Genomic DNA, 18158 nt, shown 5'->3' with positions numbered 1-18158 from the left:
GGAAGGAAGGAGCCGAGATCCCATGAAGGTCTTTTGCGTACACCCCAGCCCTCTCATGTACACCAAGGTCTTCCTGCGCCTGGAACCGCTGGGCCTGGAGCTGGTGGCTGAATCCTTGAGGCGCGCCGGCCACGACATCCGGCTGATGGACCTGCAGGTGGAGTCCCACGCGGATTTCCTGCGCGAACTGGACGCCTGGCGCCCGGACGTCGTCTGTTTTTCCCTCAACTATCTCGCCAACGTTCCGGAAGTCGTCGACCTGGCCAAGACTGCCAAAACCCGGCTGCCGGAGTGCTTCACCTTCGTCGGCGGCCACAGCGCCTCCTTCGTCGCCAAAGACTTGCTGGAACACGGCGAAGGCCTGCTCGACTGCGTCCTGCGGGGTGAGGGCGAAACAGGCGCGCCCAGGCTGATGGAGGCCGTCGCCCGTGGCGGCAATATCGACGAGGTGCCGGGCGCGGTCAGCCTGAAGGGAGAAGGCCCGCCGCCCGCCTTCACCGAAAGTCTGGACGAGCATCTCCCGGCCCGCGACCTGCTGAAGCACCGCCGCAAATATTTCCTCGGCACCCTGGACCCTTGCGCCTCCATCGAGTTCAGCCGGGGCTGCCCCTGGGACTGCAGCTTCTGCAGCGCCTGGACCTTCTACGGGCGCAGCTACCGCGTGATGAGCACCGAGCGCATCATGGAAGATCTGCGGCGCATCGAGGAGCCCGGCATCTTCATCGTCGACGACGTCGCCTTCATCCAGGCCCAGCACGGCATGGAAATCGGCGAAGCGATCGCCCGCGAGGGCATCAGGAAGCAGTACTACCTGGAGACCCGGGGTGACGTCCTGCTGCGCAACAAGGAAGTATTCAAGCTTTGGAAGAGACTGGGCATGGAATACATGTTCCTGGGCGTCGAAGCGATCGATGCCGAAGGGCTGCAGAAATTCCGCAAGCGCGTCAGCCTCGGCAAGAACTTCGAGGCCCTGGAATTCGCCCGCTCCTTGGGGATCACGGTCGCCATCAATCTCATCGCCGACCCCGACTGGGACAAAAAGCGTTTCGAGGTTATCCGCCAGTGGTGCATGGAAATCTCGGAGATCGTCAACATCAGCGTCAACACGCCCTACCCCGGCACGGAAAGCTGGCACACCGAATCGCGCCAGCTCACCACCCGCGATTACCGACTGTTCGACATCCAGCACGCCGTCCTCCCCACCAGGCTTCCGCTGCGCGAGTTCTACGGCGAACTGGTGAAGACCCAGCAGGTGCTCTACAAGAAACACATGGGCTGGGCCGCGGCGCGCGATACCCTGAAAATCCTCGGCGGCCATTTGCTGCGCGGGCAGACCAACTTCCTCCGGAGCCTGTGGAAATTCAACAGCGTCTTCAACCCGGAATTGCAGTTGGCGGACCACCGCCAGCCGGTGAAATACCAGATGGCCCTCCCACCCGCCCCGTCGGACCGGAAAATCGAGGCAAAGACCCTCTACGTCCACCGCGGCCAGGGCCGCAGAAGCCGCGCCCTGGACGACGCCACGGAAAAATTCGTGGACGAGGGACGGATGGGGGCGACGGCGGCCGGTTGACAAGGCCCATTGCGGGATACGCCGATCAGCCCACTGCTCGACCGCAAGCTCCGTCAGTATCAACTCGCCCAAGGGCGCCGCATGCCCGAGCGCATCCTCATCCACGACTGGCGAGATAGGGATCATTGGCGGAAACGTTGTTGCCGGAAGGCTCGATGACGACGGCATGACGCACGGGGAGGCAACACCGTTTTCGACGTTGGGAGGCCCCAGGCGCATCGGCCTAAGTGTAATCGGTTCGAAGTTACCGAGCGATCATGCCGCGCCCTTGAGGAGCGTTCGGTGTAGGATGAATCCCGGCCCGGTCCTGGCGACCGGCTTCGGCATTTCCTCGTCGACGGCCCTTGGAGAATCCATGAAAGCCCTGATCGCGGTTTGCACAGCTTTGATGCTTCCCGGCTGCGGGGTCGTGCTGCCGGCGAAGCACAATACCGGTGATCTCGATAAGCTCAAATCCGGCATGACGGAACAACAAGTCGACCAGGTGCTCGATTCCCATTATGTCACTCTGCACGAAGGAGAAACGGCGGAAGGCGGGAACTGCGTATTCCGGCCCAACGTGACCGCCGATTCCGTTTGATCGTGACCGCCCATGCCGGGTGAACGTGACCGGCGATTCCGTTTGATCGTGACCGATTTTGGCCTTCCGGCCGGAATCGGTGGTCACGATGCCGGAAATCGCGGTCACGTTCCCGGAATCACCTCAGCCGCGCTGGAATTTCTCAACCCCAACAGGCATAGAGCCGCCCTTTTACTTTCGAAGGGGGCGACATGCCGGCAAAGAGGAGTTCCATGCGACACATCACCGAGATTCTGCGCCTCAAGCACGAGGCGAAGCTCAGCCACGAGAAGATCGCCCGGGCGCTGGGCGTCTCCAAGGGCGTGGTCAGCAAGTACGTGAGCCTCGCCCAGGCGAAGGGCGTTGCTTGGCCGCTGCCCGGGGCGATGGACGAGGCGGCCCTGGAGCGGTTGCTGTTCCCCGCCCCCACGGCCCCGGCGCGCTTCGTGGAGCCGGACCTGCCGCGCCTTCACCACGAGCTCAAGCGCAAGGGGGTGACCCTGCAGCTGCTGTGGGCCGAGTACGTGGCGACCCACGGCGAGGCCGCTTACCGTTACAGCCAGTTCTGCCACCGTTACCGGCTCTGGCAGGGCCAGCAGCGGCGCAGCATGCGCCAGGTTCACCACGCCGGCGAGAAGCTCTTTCTCGACTACTGCGGCCCCACCGTTCCGGTGATCGACCCCGCCACCGGCGAGCTGCGCCAGGCGCAGGTGTTCGTCGCCGTGCTCGGCGCCTCCAGCTACACCTACGCCGAGGCCACCTGGACCCAGGCGCTGCCGGACTGGATCGCCTCCCATCAGCGCGCCCTGCGCTACTTCGGCGGCACCCCCGCGCTGTGGGTGCCGGACAACCTGCGCGCGGCGGTGAGCCAGCCCTGCCGCTACGCCCCCGAGCCCAACGCCACCTACGCCGAGCTGGCCCGCCACTACGGCGCCGCCATCCTGCCGGCGCGCCCTTACCAGCCGAAGGACAAGGCCAAGGTGGAGGTGGCCGTGCAAGTCGTGGAACGGTGGATTCTGGCCCGGCTGCGCCATCGCACCTTCCACTCCCTGGCGGCCCTCAACCAGGCCATACACGAGCTGCTGGAGTCACTCAACGGCCGCCCCTTCCAGCGCCAGCCCGACAGCCGCCGCGACCTGTTCGAGTCCCTCGACCGGCCGGCCCTCAAACCCCTGCCGCTGGTGCCTTACGAGTACGCCGAGTGGAAACAGGTCAAGCCCGGCATCGACTACCACGTCGAGTTCGGCGGTCGCCTCTACAGCGTGCCCCATGCGCTGGTCGGCCAGGTGCTGGAGCTGCGCGCCACCGCCACCAGCATCGAGGTGCTGCACCGGGGACACCGCGTCGCCGCGCACCCGCGCCAGGGCGCCGGCCGCTTCTCCACCCTCCCCGAGCACATGCCCAAGTCCCACCGCGAGCACCGCCAGTGGTCACCGGGGCGCTTCATGAACTGGGCCAAAGACATCGGCGTAGCGACGCTGCACGTGGTCGAACACCAGCTCAACAACCGGCCCCATCCCGAGCACGGCTACCGCGCCTGCCTGGGCCTGCTCAATCTCGCTCGGCGCTACAGCCGAGCGCGGCTGGAGGCGGCCTGTGCGCGGGCCTTGGCCATCCAATCACCGTCCTATCGCTCCGTCAGCTCCATCCTCGACAAGGGGCTCGACCGCCAGCCGCATGAGGCCCATGACGAGACCGCCGCGGCGCTGCCGGCCCACGGCAACGTGCGCGGTCCCGACTACTACAACTGAAACCCGTTACAACAGGAGACAAAACCATGCTCACCCAGCAAACCCTGGACAAGCTCCACACCCTGCGCCTCACCGGCATGCGCGAGGCCTTCGAACAACAGCTCGAACAGCCCGCCACCCACGATCTCTCCTTCGACGAGCGCTTCGCGCTGCTCGTCGACCGGGAGCTGCTCTACCGCGACAACCGCCGCCTCAGCCGTTTGCTCAAGGACGCCAAGCTGCGCCTTGCCGCCTGCATCGAGGATATCGACTATCGCCACCCCCGCGGCCTGCATCGTCCCCCAATGGCCGCGCTCGCCGAAGGCTCTTGGCTGCGCGCCCATCACAATCTCTGCCTCACCGGCCCCACCGGCACCGGCAAGACCTATCTCGCCTGCGCCCTCGGCAATCAGGCCTGCCGCCAGGGACTAGCCGTCCGTTACCTGCGCCTGCCTCGGCTGCTCGAACAGCTCGCCGTCGCCCGCGGCGACGGCTCCTATTCCCGGCTCATGAACCAGCTCGCCCGCACCGACCTGCTCATCCTCGACGACTGGGGCATCCAGCCGCTCACCGCCTCTCAGCGCAACGACCTCATGGAGTTGATCGAAGACCGCCACGGCCTGCGCTCCACCCTCATCGCCAGCCAGCTGCCGGTCGAGCACTGGCACGACTACCTCGGCGAGCCCACCCTCGCCGATGCCATCCTCGACCGCCTCCTGCACAACGCCCACCGGCTACCCCTGACCGGCGAGTCGATGCGCAAAACCACCGCCGGCTTGACCCAACGTGACCGGTCCAAGTAAAAAACCAACCTCCAGCGCGGCATGAGATCCCCGGCGGTCACGATCACCGGAATCAACGGTCACGTTCGCCGGAATGCGCAGGAACACCGTGGTTCGCTTATACGACCTTTACGGCAGAAATACAGCCATTTGGAACCTGCTGCTGGGCATTCCGACCTTCACCGTCACCTGGTGGCTCGTACCGGACACCCAGGCTTACGAACTGGTCTTCGTCGATCATAAACTGAAACGATGGGCTCTCGACGAGCCTGAGTGAGGAGCGGACTTTGAGGAGGTTTCCATGCCGAACGAACCGACTTTGAAGGAGCACACGAAGAAGGTTTTCAAAGAGACGGTCGACATCTACCGCAAGGATCTGATCGCTCTCTTGAACAACCCTCTGCCCATCGCCATCGCCGTGGCGGTGATCGTCTTGTTCCTGCTCGCGATCGGATCGTGAGAACCACCCCGCCGATCGGGGGGATGCGTCCGGATTCGGTGAGGAGTTCTCCCTGCCGTTCCGGCTGGACTTTGTGACCGGCGACAGGCTTCACCCTTCACCGCGACGCCCCGTACGCCGAGTTACTTGCATGTTGCTAGCCGCACGGCTATAGTAATTTTCATCATGCAACGAACCAGCTTCAAGAACATGGAATGCCCGGCTGCGCGTGCCCTGGAATGTGTCGGCGAATGGTGGAGCATGCTGATCCTGCGCGATGCTTTCCAGGGGCTTACCCGATTCGACGAATTCCAGGCCAGCCTCGGGATCGCCCCCAACATCCTGGCGCGGCGGTTGAAACATCTGACCATGAACGGTTTGCTGGAACGCCGCATGTACAACCCGCGTCCGCCCCGATACGAATACCTTCTGACGGCCAAAGGCCGCGATTTCTTCCCTGTACTGGCGGCGATGCTCGCCTGGGGCAACAAGCACCTGACGCCCGAAGGGATATCGGTCCAACTGGCGGACCGCCGTTCCGGCGAACTCGTTGAACCGGCTTTGGTGGACGGCCGCACCCTGGCGCCGATCACCCCGGAAAACGTGATGCTGCAGCCGGGACCCGCGGCGAGCGCACAGGTTCGTCTTCGCGCCCGCGTATCGCGGGCCCGATTGGCGAACACCGCTCTGCCTGACCGGAACTCGGAAAAGCCGGCATGAGCATGCGCCGCGTCGTCGTCACGGGCATGGGGATGGTCTCCCCCCTGGGCTGCGGAGTCGAGCAGGTGTGGTCGCGCCTGATCGCCGGGCATTCCGGACTGCGCGCGCTGCCCGAAGAGCTGGTGGCCGATGTTCCGGCAAAGGTGGGCGGTGTCGTACCGATCAGGGTGGAAGACCCGGCAGCCGGTTTCGATGCCGATCAGGTGGCCTCGCCCAAGGACCAGCGCAAGATGGACCGATTCATCCTGTTCGCGCTGGCCGCGGCCGAGGAAGCGATTGCCCAGTCGGGCTGGAAGCCGACGGACGCGAGATCGCGCGAACGTACCGCCACGGTCATCGCCTCCGGCATCGGCGGCTTTCCGGCGATCACGCAGGCCGTCCGCACGACGGACCGCCGCGGCGTGCAGCGCCTTTCCCCGTTCACCATCCCATCCTTTCTCGTCAACATGGCGGCCGGACATGTCTCCATCCGCTACGGCTATCAAGGCCCCATCGGCGCTCCGGTGACGGCCTGCGCGGCGGGTGTCCAGGCCATCGGCGACGCTGCCCGGCTGATCCGCGAAGGCGAAGCCGATGTGGCTGTCTGCGGCGGTACGGAGGCCTGCATCGATCGGGTGAGCCTGGGCGGGTTTGCAGCCGCGCGGGCCTTGTCGTCGCGCTTCAATGACGAACCGGAACGCGCCTCCCGCCCTTTCGACGGCGCACGCGACGGCTTCGTGATGGGAGAAGGCGCGGGGCTGCTGGTCATCGAAGCGCTGGAGCACGCCCAGGCACGGGGCGCCCTGCCCCTCGCCGAACTGGTCGGATACGGCACCAGCGCGGACGCCTATCACCTCACCTCCGGCCCGGAGGATGGCGCCGGCGCCCGGCGAGCCATGCAGGCCGCCTTGCGGCAGGCCGGCCTCATACCGGCGGACATCCGGCACCTGAACGCCCATGCCACCTCCACCCCCGTGGGGGACCGCTGCGAGTTGGAGGCCATCAAATCGCTGTTCGGCCGGAACCCAAGCGTCGCGGTCAGCTCGACCAAATCGGCGACCGGCCACCTGCTGGGTGCAGCGGGCGGCGTCGAGGCCATCTTTACCGTACTGGCGCTGCGCGACCAAATCGTGCCGGCGACGCTCAACCTGGAACATCCCGACCCTGCCGGCGAAGGCGTGGATATCGTGAGCGGTGCGGCCAGGCCCTTGGCTCTCGAGCATGCGATGTCCAACGGCTTCGGTTTCGGCGGCGTGAACGCCAGCATCGTTCTGCGGCGCTGGCAGGTGTGACATGTCCGGTCCCTGGCAACAAGAGCCGGCGACGGAGTTGACGCAGACGTTGGCATACTGCCGAACGGGTCGAACCAGGAGGCTCCAAGGATCGATTGGCCGCGATCATATCTCGGCCTCGAATGATTTCCTTTTGCTCAGCACACCCTTTCGTCACTTCAGAGGTCCCAATTCTTATCGTTACCGGAGGTTGTATGTCAGTCATGCTTAAAGGCAGCTGCCTTTGCGGCGCGGTGAAATATGAAGTCAGTGGTGATCCTCAACGCTTCTATCATTGCCATTGTTCCCGATGCCGAAAGTCTTCCGGAACAGGGCATGCGACCAATCTATTCATAGCGAATGCGGATTTGCTTTTTACGGACGGCAAATCCTTGCTGAAGCAATTCAAAGTTCCCGAAGCCAAGCGGTTCACCCGGCAGTTTTGTAGTCACTGCGGAAGTCAGGTAGCCCGATACGTTCCGGAAATTGACGGCGTTGTCATACCAGCCGGCTCACTGGACGACGAAATCCCGATCAAACCGCAGGCGCGGATCTTCTGGGACTCGAGAGCCGATTGGTCTTGCGACGGGGATACGTTACCGCGTCATGCCGAATATCCGGACTGATGGAATTTTTCTGGGTATTGGTGCGACGAACCGCAATGGCTTCGATGATTCGGCCCAACCAAGGTTGCCACAATGACTGACCTGCTTCCGCCCTGGCCTCTGTTTTCCGCTTTCTTGTTCGCAAGCCTCGCGCTCGCGGTTACCCCGGGTCCCGGGGTGCTCTATGTCGTGACTCGCAGCCTGGTCCAAGGCCGCGACTGTGGGCTGGTTTCGGTTGCCGGCGTCGCGTTCGGGAACCTCGGCAATGCACTCGCCGCTTCAATCGGTCTTGCCGCCCTGTTCGCGGTGTCTTCCCTTGCCTTCTCGGTGGTCAAGTCTGCGGGCGCGCTCTACCTCATCTACCTCGGCATCCGAATGTTCCGTTCCTCTTCGGTAGAAAGCCCCGCTGTGAAGCCTGAAGTTGCGCCGTTGGGTCACGTCTTCCGGGAAGGTTTCGTCGTCGCACTGCTCAATCCCAAGACCACGGTATTCTTCGCGGCTTTTCTGCCACAGTTTCTGGACCCAAGTGCGCCGCCCATGCTTCAAAGTATGGTGCTGGGTTCCCTCTTCGTCGCAATTGCCGCGGTTACGGACAGCGCCTATGCGTTGGCCGCGGGGATGGTCGCGCCCACACTCCGCGGCAACACTGCTCGTCGCGTGGGTCTACGTGTCGGTGGCGGCCTGTTCGTCAGCCTCGGAATTTTTACGGCGCTCTCGGGGGCTCGCGGAACCCGATAGACTGGGGCCCCGCCGGCATAGCTGGGGACCGGCGCGCTGCGCGTCTCTGCGGCATCTGAATCCGATCATTAACCCCCAGTGCCCGATGAGCGAACGTTCAGCGGAAAAGGGGGGCGACCTAAACGTCTCGGAGTCAACGACTCCTCCGCGGACGTGGGAAGGCGAGCTTCCCGGCGTTTCCGGGCTATGATGTCGGCAGTCCGTCAATCGCAGCACGCACACCTCATGACTCGCTTCGTCGCCGCGCTGGATCAAGGCACGACCAGCACACGTTGTATCCTCTTCGACCGCTGGGCACGCATCTGCGGCCGGGCCGAGATGGAGCACCGACAGTTCTATCCGCAACCCGGCTGGGTCGAGCACGATGCCGCGGAAATCTGGCGCAACGCGCAGGCGGTCCTGGCCGGGGCGCTCGCCGATGCGGGCGCGGCGGTCGAGGAAGTCGCCGCGCTCGGGATCACCAATCAGCGCGAAACGGTCGTGCTGTGGGAGCGCCAGACGGGCCGCCCGATCGCGCCGGCGATCGTTTGGCAAGATACGCGCACCGACGGCATCTGCCGCGAGTTGGCGCGGGACGGCGGGATCGACCGGTTGCGCGACCGGACCGGCCTGCCGCTGGCGACTTATTTCTCGGGACCGAAGCTGAAATGGCTGCTGGACCGGGTCCCGGATGCCCGCGCACGGGCCAGCCGCGGTGAATTGCTGTGCGGCACGATCGATACCTGGCTGATCTGGAACCTGACCGGCGGACCGGCGGGCGGCCGCCATGTCACCGACCCCAGCAATGCCTCCCGGACCCTGTTGATGAATCTGGCGACGCTGGACTGGGACGCGGAGCTGCTCGAACTATTGGACATACCGCGGAATCTGCTGGCCACGATCCGCCCGTCGAGCGAACGCTACGGCGAAACCCGCGGCGGGATCGAAGGCCTGCCGGTGGCGGGAAACCTCGGAGACCAGCAGGCGGCATTGTTCGGGCATGCTTGTTTCGAACCGGGAGAAGCGAAGAATACCTACGGAACGGGTTGCTTCCTGCTGCTGAACACCGGCCCAAAGCCGGTGCCGTCGCGGCATGGGCTGCTCACCACGGTCGCCTGGCGGCTCGGGGAAGCGGCACCGGTGTATGCGCTGGAAGGGTCCGTAGCGGTCGCCGGAGCGCTCGTCCAGTGGCTGCGCGACAAGCTTGGCCTGATCGATAAAGCCGCGGACATCGAAGCCCTGGCCCGCCAGGTGGAGGACCACGGCGGCATTTACATCGTGCCGGCCTTCTCGGGGCTGTTTGCGCCGTACTGGCGGGCCGACGCCCGCGGCGCCATCGTCGGTTTGACCGCCTACGCGGGGAAGGCCCATTTCGCGCGAGCGGCCCTGGAGGCGACGGCCTATCAGACCCGCGACGTGCTGGAAGCCATGGCTGCCGATGCGGGCATCAGGTTCGCGGGCCTCAAGGTCGACGGCGGCATGGCCGTCAATGAAACCCTGATGCAGTTCCAGGCCGACATCCTCGGCATTCCCGTCCTGCGGCCGCGGCAGGGCCATCAGGAGGTCACCGCCCTCGGCGCCGCCTTCGCGGCAGGGCTGGCCGTGGGGTTCTGGAGCGATTGCGACGATCTGCGATCGCTGCGCCAGGATGAAACCATTTTTCGGCCCCGGATGAATCCTGCCGCATGCGAAGCGCTTTACAAGGGCTGGAAGAAGGCGGTACAGAGGACCTTGGATTGGGTGGACGAATCGCCATTCCAACAATAGACGGTCCGGGGTGCGACGAGACAAGCGCGGGAACCGGACACCGCGAAGTACTAAACTTGCCCGGGTATCCGTTTGCTTGTTTGAAAGCCGGAACTGAACCCGTCTCTAGCCCGGATATTTCAAGAAAGTGGGCGAATCTCGCTTAACCAATTGATATAATTGGAGTTGCGCCAATAACGCTTCGTACGAAGCCTAAACGAGACCGCCCAATGAGTGATTCTATCCCGACCCAGCTCCGTTTTCCCACCGTCGCCGGCTTCACCGTCCGTGCCGACTTCGAAGGCGGCGCGGTGTCCAGCGACTTCGGCGCCCTCCTCCTGCAGGGCGTGGATCGGCAGACCGGATTGATCGCCCGTCTGGCCTCGGCCATTCAGGATCGCCGGCACCCTTCCTACATCGCCCACAGCTTGGCCGACCTCCTGCGTCAGCGCATCTTCCAGACCGCCTGCGGCTATGCCGACGGCAACGACGCCAACAGCCTGCGCCACGATCCCGTGTTCAAGCTGGCGGCCGAGCGGGCGCCGTTGGATGCCGACAACGCCCTGGCTTCCGGCCCCACCTTCTCGCGCTTGGAGAACGGAGTCTCCCGCAAGGACATCTACCGCCTGGCCCGCGCCTTCGTCGATGCCTTCATCGCCAGCTACACCACCCCGCCCGCGGTCATCGTCTTGGACATGGACCACTCCGAAGACCGCACCCACGGGCAGCAGGAACTGGCCTTCTACAATCACCACTACGGCAGCCACTGCTATCTGCCGCTGTTCTTGTTCGAGGGCCTCTCCGGCAAGTTCATCACCGCCGTGCTGCGGCCCGGCAAACGCCCCACCGGGCGCGAGAACGCCGCCATCCTCCAGCGGGTCGTGCGCCGCCTGCGCCAGGCCTGGCCGGATACCCACCTCGTCCTGCGCGGGGATGGCCATTTCGCCAACCCGGAGTTGATGGCCCTGTGCGAAGCCGATGCACGGATGGATTTCCTCTTCGGCCTGGCCGGCAACCAGGTGCTGACGCCCAAGGCCGAGCCGCTGCTTGCCAAGACGCGCGCCTTGCATGCGCAACGCTGTGATTTCGCTCGCCGCGCCGAACAGCCCGAGCCGGCGGCGACCCGTTTGTATGACGAGGTGGCCTACCAGGCCGGTTCCTGGCCCAAGGCCTATCGGGTGGTGCTCAAGGCCGAGGTCATGGGCCTGGGGGACAACCCGCGCTTCGTCGTGACCTCGCTCGCCGACCCGACGCCGGAGGCGCTGTACCGGGATCTGTACTGCGCACGCGGCCAGGACGAGAACTTCATCAAGGCGGTGAAGAACGATCTGGCCAGTGATCGCACCGCCGACCATGCCTTCCTCGCCAACCACCTGCGCCTGTTCTATGCCTGTGCCGCCTACAGCCTGATCCACAGCCTGCGGGAGCACACCCTGTGCCACACCGAACTGGCCAAGGCGCAGCCCATGACCCTCATCCTGAAGCTGTTCAAGCTGGCGGTGCGGGTGGTGCAGTACAAGGACCGGATCAAGTTGCACTTGCCGAGCGCCTGTCCGGTGAAGGCGCTGTTGCACCGGGTCACCGAGATACTCTATCTCGTCCGACCACCGGCCATGGCCTGAAGCGCGCCGTCACCCTCAACCGAGGAGGATCCGGCAGGACTCGGAGGGTTGATTGCGTCCAGTGTCTGGATTCCGGCCACCACCCCCGCGAAAAGAGGCAGGTCGAGGGGCTGCCCATGCCTCATGGGGGGCGTAGGTCAGTTCGGTGGACTGAAAAAATAGGCAGCTGGCCAAGCTATCGGGCGCAGGGGGCATTTTTATGAAACATCCGGGCTAGGAGAATCCCATGTTGAACCTTGCCCTGGCCATGCTGTTCTTCGTCTGCATCCACTTCGTCAGTTCCGGCACCCGCCTGCGCGACCGGCTCGTCGCCTACCGGGGCGAAAAAGCCTTCCGCGCCGCATTTTCGGTGCTGTCGTTGCTTGCGCTCGTGTGGGTCGTTTTCGCGTACCGCCAAGCGCCCTATGTCGAAACCTGGGGCCAACTCGCCGGATTCAAGCCGGCCGCCGCAATCCTGATGCTGGTGTCCTTCATCTTCGTGGTCGCCGGGCTCACCACCGCGAATCCCACGGCGGTCTCCGGCGAAAGCGCGCTGAACGATGCCGATGCCGCCAAGGGCATTCTCCGGATCACCCGCCATCCGTTCCTGTGGGGACTCTCTCTGTGGGCGCTGGTCCATGTGATCGCCAACGGCGACGTGGCCGCCCTGTTGCTGTTCGGTTCGCTGCTGGTGCTGTGCCTGTTCGGCACGCGATCGATCGATGCCAAGCGCCGGCGAGCCTATGGCGACCGCTGGGAGCGCTTTGCCGCGGCCACTTCCAATATCCCTTTCATGGCCATCAAGGAAGGCCGCAATCGACTCGATATCGGCGAGATCGGATGGCAGCGGCTGGCCATAGCGGTAGCCTTGTATCTCGCCATGCTCCACTTCCACGCGAAGATTTTCGGCGTTTCACCGTTATTCTGAGCCGGCGGGCAAACACGAGGCGGGCCGGCTTGGCCCTTGCCTGTGGGGTTCGGGTCCACGTAATCTTGATACGCCGGGCGGTACCCGCCGGCCGGCTCGAACCTATACCACAGCACGAGGTGTCATCATGGATACCTGCTCTCTTACAGCGAAACAATGCACCCCTTGCCAGGGCGGCATTCCCCCGTTGACCGCGGAGGAAGCCGAAAAGCTCCTTGTCCATGTCCCCCAGTGGGAGCTCAAGGATGCCGCGACGAAGCTGAAAAGGACGTTCCGGTTCAAGAATTTCATGGAAGCGCTGGACTTCGCCCGGAAGGTCGGCGAATTATGCGAGGCGGAGGGCCATCACCCGGACATCGGGATCGGGTGGGGCTACTGCAGGGTGGAGTTCCAGACCCACAAGATCAACGGGCTCCACGAGAACGACTTCATCATGGCCGCCAAGGTCGACGAGCTGTCGGGGGAAACCTAGAGGGCCGCCCATCCGCGCGCTACCGGCCGAACCCGGCTCACCCGAAATCATGGGAGGTCCGCCATGCAAATCCTTGTCACCGGAGGAACGGGCTTCATCGGCAAAAGCTTGTGCCGTCATCTGTTGGAGCGCGGCCACCGATTGGCCGTTCTCAGCCGGCAGGCACCCGACGCTGTCCGGCGCTTGTGCGGCGAGGCGGTGACGCCGGTCGCCAGCATCGACTCGCTTTCCCCACAGGCCGGCTTCGACGCCGTAGTCAACCTGGCCGGCGAACCCATCGCCGACAAACGCTGGACCGAAGCGCGCAAACGCCTGTTGTGGGAAAGCCGGGTCGGGCTGACCTCGGAACTGGTCGATTACATCGCGCGGGCCGAGACGAAGCCCCAAGTCCTGGTCAACGGTTCGGCGGTCGGCTATTACGGCAACCGGGGCGATACCCTGCTCGATGAGGAATCCGAGGGCGGTGACGACTTCAGCCACCGCCTGTGTGCGGCCTGGGAGGAGGCGGCATCCCAGGCCGCCGGACATGGAGTTCGGGTCTGCGTGCTGCGGACTGGGCTCGTCATCGGCCGCCATGGCGGCTTTCTCCAGCGGATGCTGCCCCTGTTCGGGCTGGGACTCGGCGGCCGCATCGGGGACGGCCGCCAATGGATGAGCTGGATCCACATCGACGATCATGTCGCCGTCACCGAATACCTGATTGGGAATACACGCCTGGAGGGCGCGTTCAACGCCACCGCGCCCAATCCGGTCACCAACCGCGAGTTCACCGAATGCCTGGCGCGCACCCTCAACCGGCCGGCGCCGCTGCCGGTGCCGGCGTTCACGCTCCGGCTGGCCTTGGGCGAAATGGCGGAGTTGCTGCTCGGCGGACAGCGGGTGATTCCGAAGCGCCTGCAGCAGGAGCCGTTCCGCTTCCGCTACGAGCACCTCGAAGACGCGCTGCGCCACGCCCTCGGGCGTTAGGCCCCCCCCCATGCCGGCAGACCACTTCGACCTGGTGACCCGGTGGTACCTCGACGCTCCGGCGGAAAAAGTCTGGGAACCTGTCTGGTAAAAGTTTAAGCACATTTAGCAAGAGTCAGCTTGAGCATGGCGATGCGAATCATGTTTTCGGCAGTGGCGGTGAGGATTTCGACATCCTTGGCGAGTCGGCGGAACGACCCGAGCCAAGCGAAGGTGCGCTCGACCACCCAGCGCTTGGGCAGGACTGCGAAGCCATCTTTGATCTTCTCGGAAATATGCAGCGTCAACCCCAAGGTCTCGTCGACAAACCGAACGGCGGTGCCGCGATACCCGGCGTCGCCGGAAAAGGCCTGTAGACCGGGATGCTTTTCCGCGGCTCGACGCAGCACCTCGCAAGCCCCCACCGTATCGTGAAGGTTGGCGGCATGAACCTGGACGTGCAACAGATTGCCCAAGACATCGACCACGATATGGCGTTTGCGGCCTTTCACTTTTTTGCCGCCGTCGATGCCACGCTCTTCGCTGTCGTACTGGGTTTTGACGCTTTGCGAATCAATGATGCCGTAGCGGGGACAGGGCGCTCTGCCGTTTTTTTTCGCCGTTGCCGATTCAAGTCGTCCAGCGCGCGTTCCCAAACGCCGTTTTTGTTCCAGCGGCTGAAATGGTCGTACACCGTTTTCCACGGAGGAAAGTCGTTGGGCAACTGCCGCCACTGGGCACCCGTTTTCACCAAGTACAGAATGGCATCGACGATGCGTTTTCGCGAATGCTTACACCCGCTGCCTCGCCGATCATTGGGCTGAAAGTAGCGCTCTATCCGCGCCCATTCGTGCTCTTTCAAATCACTCGGATAACTCAATGGCTTCGCTCGTCAGGTCCAGGGACCATTGACTTTACTACGTTTTGTTTTTCAAGACAGGTTCTCAGCGGTGGAGCGTTAGCGGAGTCCGCTGGAGTGCTTCGTTAGGCGAGTTGATACCTCTGCCACTTCCAGCAAATAGCGAAGTGCTTTATTCACTGCTTCGTCATTTGGAAAAGCCTGTGCAATATCAGGCTCTAGAAGTACGACATTGGATTCTTCCCTGATTCGGTTCGCATATTTGCCACGTACAATCTCACCAAAATCCGACCTTTTATATTCAGGTCGAAGTTCATCTGTTGTTTCCGATTTAGCCTTCTTCATAAATTTGCCTCTCAGCATTTGTTGCCGGCCGTGCCGATATGATGCGAATCGCATTTCCCCTTTCGGAATGGGATACCGCAAGCAAGCGTCCTCGAGAAGAAATACCGAAGGTTAATACCGCTCCTCGCCTTCTGAGTGATCGGGATCATGAGCGGTAGCGGAAAACGAATCGCGTAATGCACTGGATGCCTCTTCAAATGTGACGCCATGTTTGCGTTTGTTTGCTGCTGCTTTCTTTGGATCCCACTCAAAGTGCATGTCGAACAGCTCTTGTTGCAATCATTCGGAGGGGGAACCGCTACCGCGTTCCGCCTACACGGGTTCACCGCCGGATCCTCGTATAGCACGTTGAGTAGCGTTGAGTAGCGTTGAGGGTCATAGCAAGCGTTGAGCAAGCGTTGAGGGTCAGGTCTTTTCTTTTGCCATCCGCTGCTTTTTCAAGATGCGGCTCACCCGGGAGTAGTGTAAACCGAAATGGTCTCCGATCTCCTTCAGGCTGTACCCACCGCTGGCATAGGCACAGAGAATCGCCTCGTCTCGTTCATGCGCTGCGGCAATCTGTGGTTGTCCATCAAACAATAGGCATGCGCTGCCCAATTGAAATCCCGGACGACCTCCGACAGCACGCCCAGAAATAAACCTCTGTCCGCCTCACTCAGGAAAATAGCCTCCCGCCCGTCGCCACGGGAGGTTACGTGGTATAGGCCACCGGCAAACTCAATGCGTAGAGGTCTGGACATGGCGAAAGGCTGCCGTGGGTATTGTCAAAAGACAAGACTTGACCCCGGTTTCCCGGTTTCCTGACCCCGGTTTCCCCTTGACCCCGGTTTCCCAGGCGGTCACGATCACCGGAATCAACGGTCACGTTCGCCGGAATGCGCAGCGCGGAGACAGGCGGCGAAGCCGGCTGTTGGAGCGTCCCTCTCGAAGCGCATGTTAGGCAATAATTGCTCGTTTCTCACCGAGCAACTCTGCAACAAATGCCGATCTAGATGCAGCGCTATTTTCTTTTCCATGAATTGCGCACCATTGCCTTAATTCATCTACCAAGATAATAACCTTGACTGGGTTCATCCCAGTTTCACGCAGGTCCTCTAACGCTTTATTTGCCATGCTTTCCCATTCTGGGTATGTCGCCTCGAATCTTTCAGGGTCTATGGCTTCGGATTTAATTTTGATCCATTCTTCTTCGGTGTACCAACACACTCCCAGCTTTGGTGGTTGACGCAACGCCTTCTTCATCCGAAGACGATCTAGGAGTCTGTCGGACTATGGATTTACTCGGGTCGGGATTCTTGGAATCGAGAATTTTTCGGGGGCATTGGCGGGGTAGTCACCAGCGTTTCGCGTCGATAACTAGACCAAGATGTGCCCCGCCTCCCCCATGGCGGCGCTATTGGTGTGTAACGCTTGGTTTTTACGTGAAGCCTGTCACGCTGCCGCCAACACGTGCATCCGCCTCAGATTGAACGCCATCGCCACCAGCTTCCATTCTCCGGCCACTGCCTCCAAGCCGCGCAGAGAGAACTGGCGGAATCCCAAGACCTGTTTGATGATGCCGAACACCGGCTCCACCGTGGATTTGCGCTTGGCGTAGCGGGCCTTCCCTGCCTTCGTTTTGAGTTTCCAGGCCATCTTCTCCACGGGATCGGTGGTTTCCGGTTCCGGGGCATCCGGAGCCAGGCGTTCCGCCAGCGGCACGTGATGGCTGTCCCGTCCCATCGCGATCAGCGGTTCGATCTGCTGTTCGCAGCAGGCGTGCACGTTGCCGGCGCTGAAGTAGCCCGTGTCGGCCAGCAGGGCTTCGGGCTTCCCCCAGGCTTCCGGCAGCTTCTCGATCTCGGCCAGCATCGGTTCGACCTGCTGCTTGTCGTTGGTCTGCTGACTGACGGTGGTGGCGACGATCAACATCGTCTCCACATCCACCGCAGCCTGGCTGTTATAGCCCTGGAGGAAACCCGCGTGGCTCGGCATGATGCGGGATTCCTCGTCGGTCAGATTGATCTGGTCGCTGGCCTTCGGCCCGGTTTCCGGCGGCTTCGGCTCCTGCCCACGTGGCTTCTTGCCCGCCTGCCGCTGGCCTTCGCGACGGGCTACCTTGGCTTCATAGTCCTGCTGCGCCCGGGCATCGCGCTCCGCGACCCGCTCCACGATCTTGGCCTTCGCCTCCGCCAGGGCCTTCAGCCGATCCTGCCGCCGCGCCAACTCCTCTGGCAGGTCGATGCCGTCCGGCTCCTCCGCCCCGTCGGCCTCCGCCGCCTTCTGCAACAAGGCCTGCACCTCCTCCCGCAACTGCGCTTCCAACTTCTCGATGTGGCCATGAGACAAGGCCTTGTGCTTGGAGGCGTTGGCCTTAATCTTGGTCCCGTCCAGGGAAATCTGCCCGAGCCTCACCAGCTTCATCGCCTGCGCCAGGCTCAAGACCTGAACGAACAGGTCCTCCAGCTCCCCCAGAAAGGTCTTGCGAAAGTGGGCCAGGGTGTCATGATCGGGATGGGTTTCCGCCGACAGAAAGCGGAAGGCCACCGAATCGTAGGTGGCCCGCTCAATCTTGCGGCTGGAGAACACCCCGGTGGCATAACCATAAACCAGCAGGGCCAGTAGTACCGACGGATGGTGCGCCGCCGACCCGCGCCCCGAGTAGCGGCTCGTCAGTCGACTTAAATCCAGCTGATCGATGACCTCGACGAGGAACCGTGCCAGGTGGTTGGCTGGCAGCCATTCGTCAACCGAGGGCGGTAGCAGATACTGCTGGTGGCGATTGACGGGGATGAAGCGGCTCATCGGGTCTCACCTTGTCGCGATCTATCCGGAATAGGCCGCTATGTTAACGGAAACAGCGGACTTCCGCCCCTCCAATCCGGTTCGAACCAGAACCGGAAAGTCC

General features: G+C 63.0%; 19 protein-coding genes and 2 pseudogenes. 15 read left to right on the top strand and 6 right to left on the bottom strand.

Annotated elements, in window-relative coordinates:
* Window positions 1-22: 22 nt before the first annotated feature.
* The 15 genes from hpnR to ABZN20_RS17725 all read left to right on the top strand — a co-directional run bounded on the left by hpnR (window position 23) and on the right by ABZN20_RS17725 (window position 14088).
* Window positions 23-1573, top strand: coding sequence for a hopanoid C-3 methylase HpnR (gene hpnR / locus ABZN20_RS17795; RefSeq protein ID WP_367026130.1), 1551 nt, complete (start codon window positions 23-25; stop codon window positions 1571-1573).
* 355 nt (window positions 1574-1928) lie between these two features.
* The gene (locus tag ABZN20_RS17790; protein WP_367026128.1) at window positions 1929-2153 is read left to right on the top strand and encodes a hypothetical protein; all 225 of its coding nucleotides are present in this window, start codon (window positions 1929-1931) and stop codon (window positions 2151-2153) included.
* A 191-nt stretch (window positions 2154-2344) separates the two neighbouring features.
* Window positions 2345-3883 (top strand): IS21 family transposase, encoded by a 1539-nt coding sequence (gene istA, locus ABZN20_RS17785; RefSeq protein ID WP_367025277.1) that lies wholly within the window; start codon window positions 2345-2347, stop codon window positions 3881-3883.
* Between the two features lie 26 nt (window positions 3884-3909).
* Window positions 3910-4665 (top strand): IS21-like element helper ATPase IstB, encoded by a 756-nt coding sequence (istB, locus tag ABZN20_RS17780; RefSeq protein WP_367025276.1) that lies wholly within the window; start codon window positions 3910-3912, stop codon window positions 4663-4665.
* Window positions 4666-4753: 88 nt separating this feature from the next.
* Window positions 4754-4921 carry a hypothetical protein gene (locus ABZN20_RS17775; protein ID WP_367026127.1) on the top strand — a complete coding sequence of 56 codons (168 nt, stop codon included), beginning with the start codon at window positions 4754-4756 and terminating at the stop codon, window positions 4919-4921.
* A 24-nt stretch (window positions 4922-4945) separates the two neighbouring features.
* On the top strand, window positions 4946-5104 hold the full coding sequence (locus ABZN20_RS17770) for a hypothetical protein (protein ID WP_218805756.1): 159 nt from the start codon (window positions 4946-4948) through the stop codon (window positions 5102-5104).
* Window positions 5105-5269: 165 nt separating this feature from the next.
* On the top strand, window positions 5270-5803 hold the full coding sequence (locus tag ABZN20_RS17765) for a winged helix-turn-helix transcriptional regulator (RefSeq protein WP_218805755.1): 534 nt from the start codon (window positions 5270-5272) through the stop codon (window positions 5801-5803).
* Entirely contained in the window at window positions 5800-7074 is a 1275-nt protein-coding gene (gene fabF / locus ABZN20_RS17760) for a beta-ketoacyl-ACP synthase II (protein WP_255556277.1), read from the top strand. Before ABZN20_RS17765 ends, fabF begins: the two co-directional genes overlap by 4 nt.
* Before the next feature lie 194 nt (window positions 7075-7268).
* Complete coding sequence (locus ABZN20_RS17755; RefSeq protein ID WP_367026126.1) at window positions 7269-7679, top strand: GFA family protein; 411 nt, start codon at window positions 7269-7271, stop codon at window positions 7677-7679.
* A gap of 72 nt (window positions 7680-7751) precedes the next feature.
* A complete protein-coding gene (locus ABZN20_RS17750; RefSeq protein WP_367026125.1) occupies window positions 7752-8396 on the top strand; it encodes a LysE family translocator in 645 nt (214 codons plus the stop codon).
* Window positions 8397-8621: 225 nt separating this feature from the next.
* On the top strand, window positions 8622-10142 hold the full coding sequence (gene glpK / locus ABZN20_RS17745) for a glycerol kinase GlpK (protein ID WP_367026124.1): 1521 nt from the start codon (window positions 8622-8624) through the stop codon (window positions 10140-10142).
* A 209-nt stretch (window positions 10143-10351) separates the two neighbouring features.
* Window positions 10352-11743 carry an IS1380 family transposase gene (locus ABZN20_RS17740; protein WP_367025178.1) on the top strand — a complete coding sequence of 464 codons (1392 nt, stop codon included), beginning with the start codon at window positions 10352-10354 and terminating at the stop codon, window positions 11741-11743.
* A gap of 226 nt (window positions 11744-11969) precedes the next feature.
* Complete coding sequence (locus ABZN20_RS17735; protein ID WP_218805751.1) at window positions 11970-12650, top strand: NnrU family protein; 681 nt, start codon at window positions 11970-11972, stop codon at window positions 12648-12650.
* 127 nt (window positions 12651-12777) lie between these two features.
* Window positions 12778-13122, top strand: a complete 345-nt coding sequence (locus tag ABZN20_RS17730) for a 4a-hydroxytetrahydrobiopterin dehydratase (protein WP_218805750.1) — start codon at window positions 12778-12780, stop codon at window positions 13120-13122.
* A 63-nt stretch (window positions 13123-13185) separates the two neighbouring features.
* Complete coding sequence (locus tag ABZN20_RS17725) at window positions 13186-14088, top strand: TIGR01777 family oxidoreductase (RefSeq protein ID WP_367026123.1); 903 nt, start codon at window positions 13186-13188, stop codon at window positions 14086-14088.
* A gap of 95 nt (window positions 14089-14183) precedes the next feature.
* On the opposite strand, the gene ABZN20_RS17720 is transcribed toward ABZN20_RS17725, so the two are convergent.
* From ABZN20_RS17720 to ABZN20_RS17695, 6 genes and pseudogenes are all read right to left on the bottom strand, one after another.
* Window positions 14184-14771, bottom strand: coding sequence for an IS5 family transposase (locus ABZN20_RS17720; RefSeq protein WP_367025145.1), 588 nt, complete (start codon window positions 14769-14771; stop codon window positions 14184-14186).
* A pseudogene (locus ABZN20_RS17715) lies at window positions 14771-14929 on the bottom strand (transposase); the annotation flags it as partial. The gene ABZN20_RS17720 and the pseudogene ABZN20_RS17715, both read right to left, overlap by 1 nt.
* Window positions 14930-15025: 96 nt before the next feature.
* Window positions 15026-15271 (bottom strand): hypothetical protein, encoded by a 246-nt coding sequence (locus tag ABZN20_RS17710; RefSeq protein ID WP_218805748.1) that lies wholly within the window; start codon window positions 15269-15271, stop codon window positions 15026-15028.
* A pseudogene (locus tag ABZN20_RS17705) lies at window positions 15258-15529 on the bottom strand (BrnT family toxin). Before ABZN20_RS17705 ends, ABZN20_RS17710 begins: the two are co-directional and overlap by 14 nt.
* A 678-nt stretch (window positions 15530-16207) precedes the next feature.
* Entirely contained in the window at window positions 16208-16513 is a 306-nt protein-coding gene (locus ABZN20_RS17700) for a hypothetical protein (protein ID WP_367026122.1), read from the bottom strand.
* A 189-nt stretch (window positions 16514-16702) separates the two neighbouring features.
* Window positions 16703-18055, bottom strand: coding sequence for an IS1182 family transposase (locus tag ABZN20_RS17695; protein ID WP_218806980.1), 1353 nt, complete (start codon window positions 18053-18055; stop codon window positions 16703-16705).
* Between the last annotated feature and the right edge of the window lie 103 nt (window positions 18056-18158).

Source organism: Methylococcus sp. ANG (assembly GCF_040730495.1).
Lineage (GTDB): Bacteria > Pseudomonadota > Gammaproteobacteria > Methylococcales > Methylococcaceae > Methylococcus.
The sequence above is the reverse complement of the archived record's forward strand: the minus strand, read 5'-3'. Positions and strand labels throughout refer to the sequence as shown.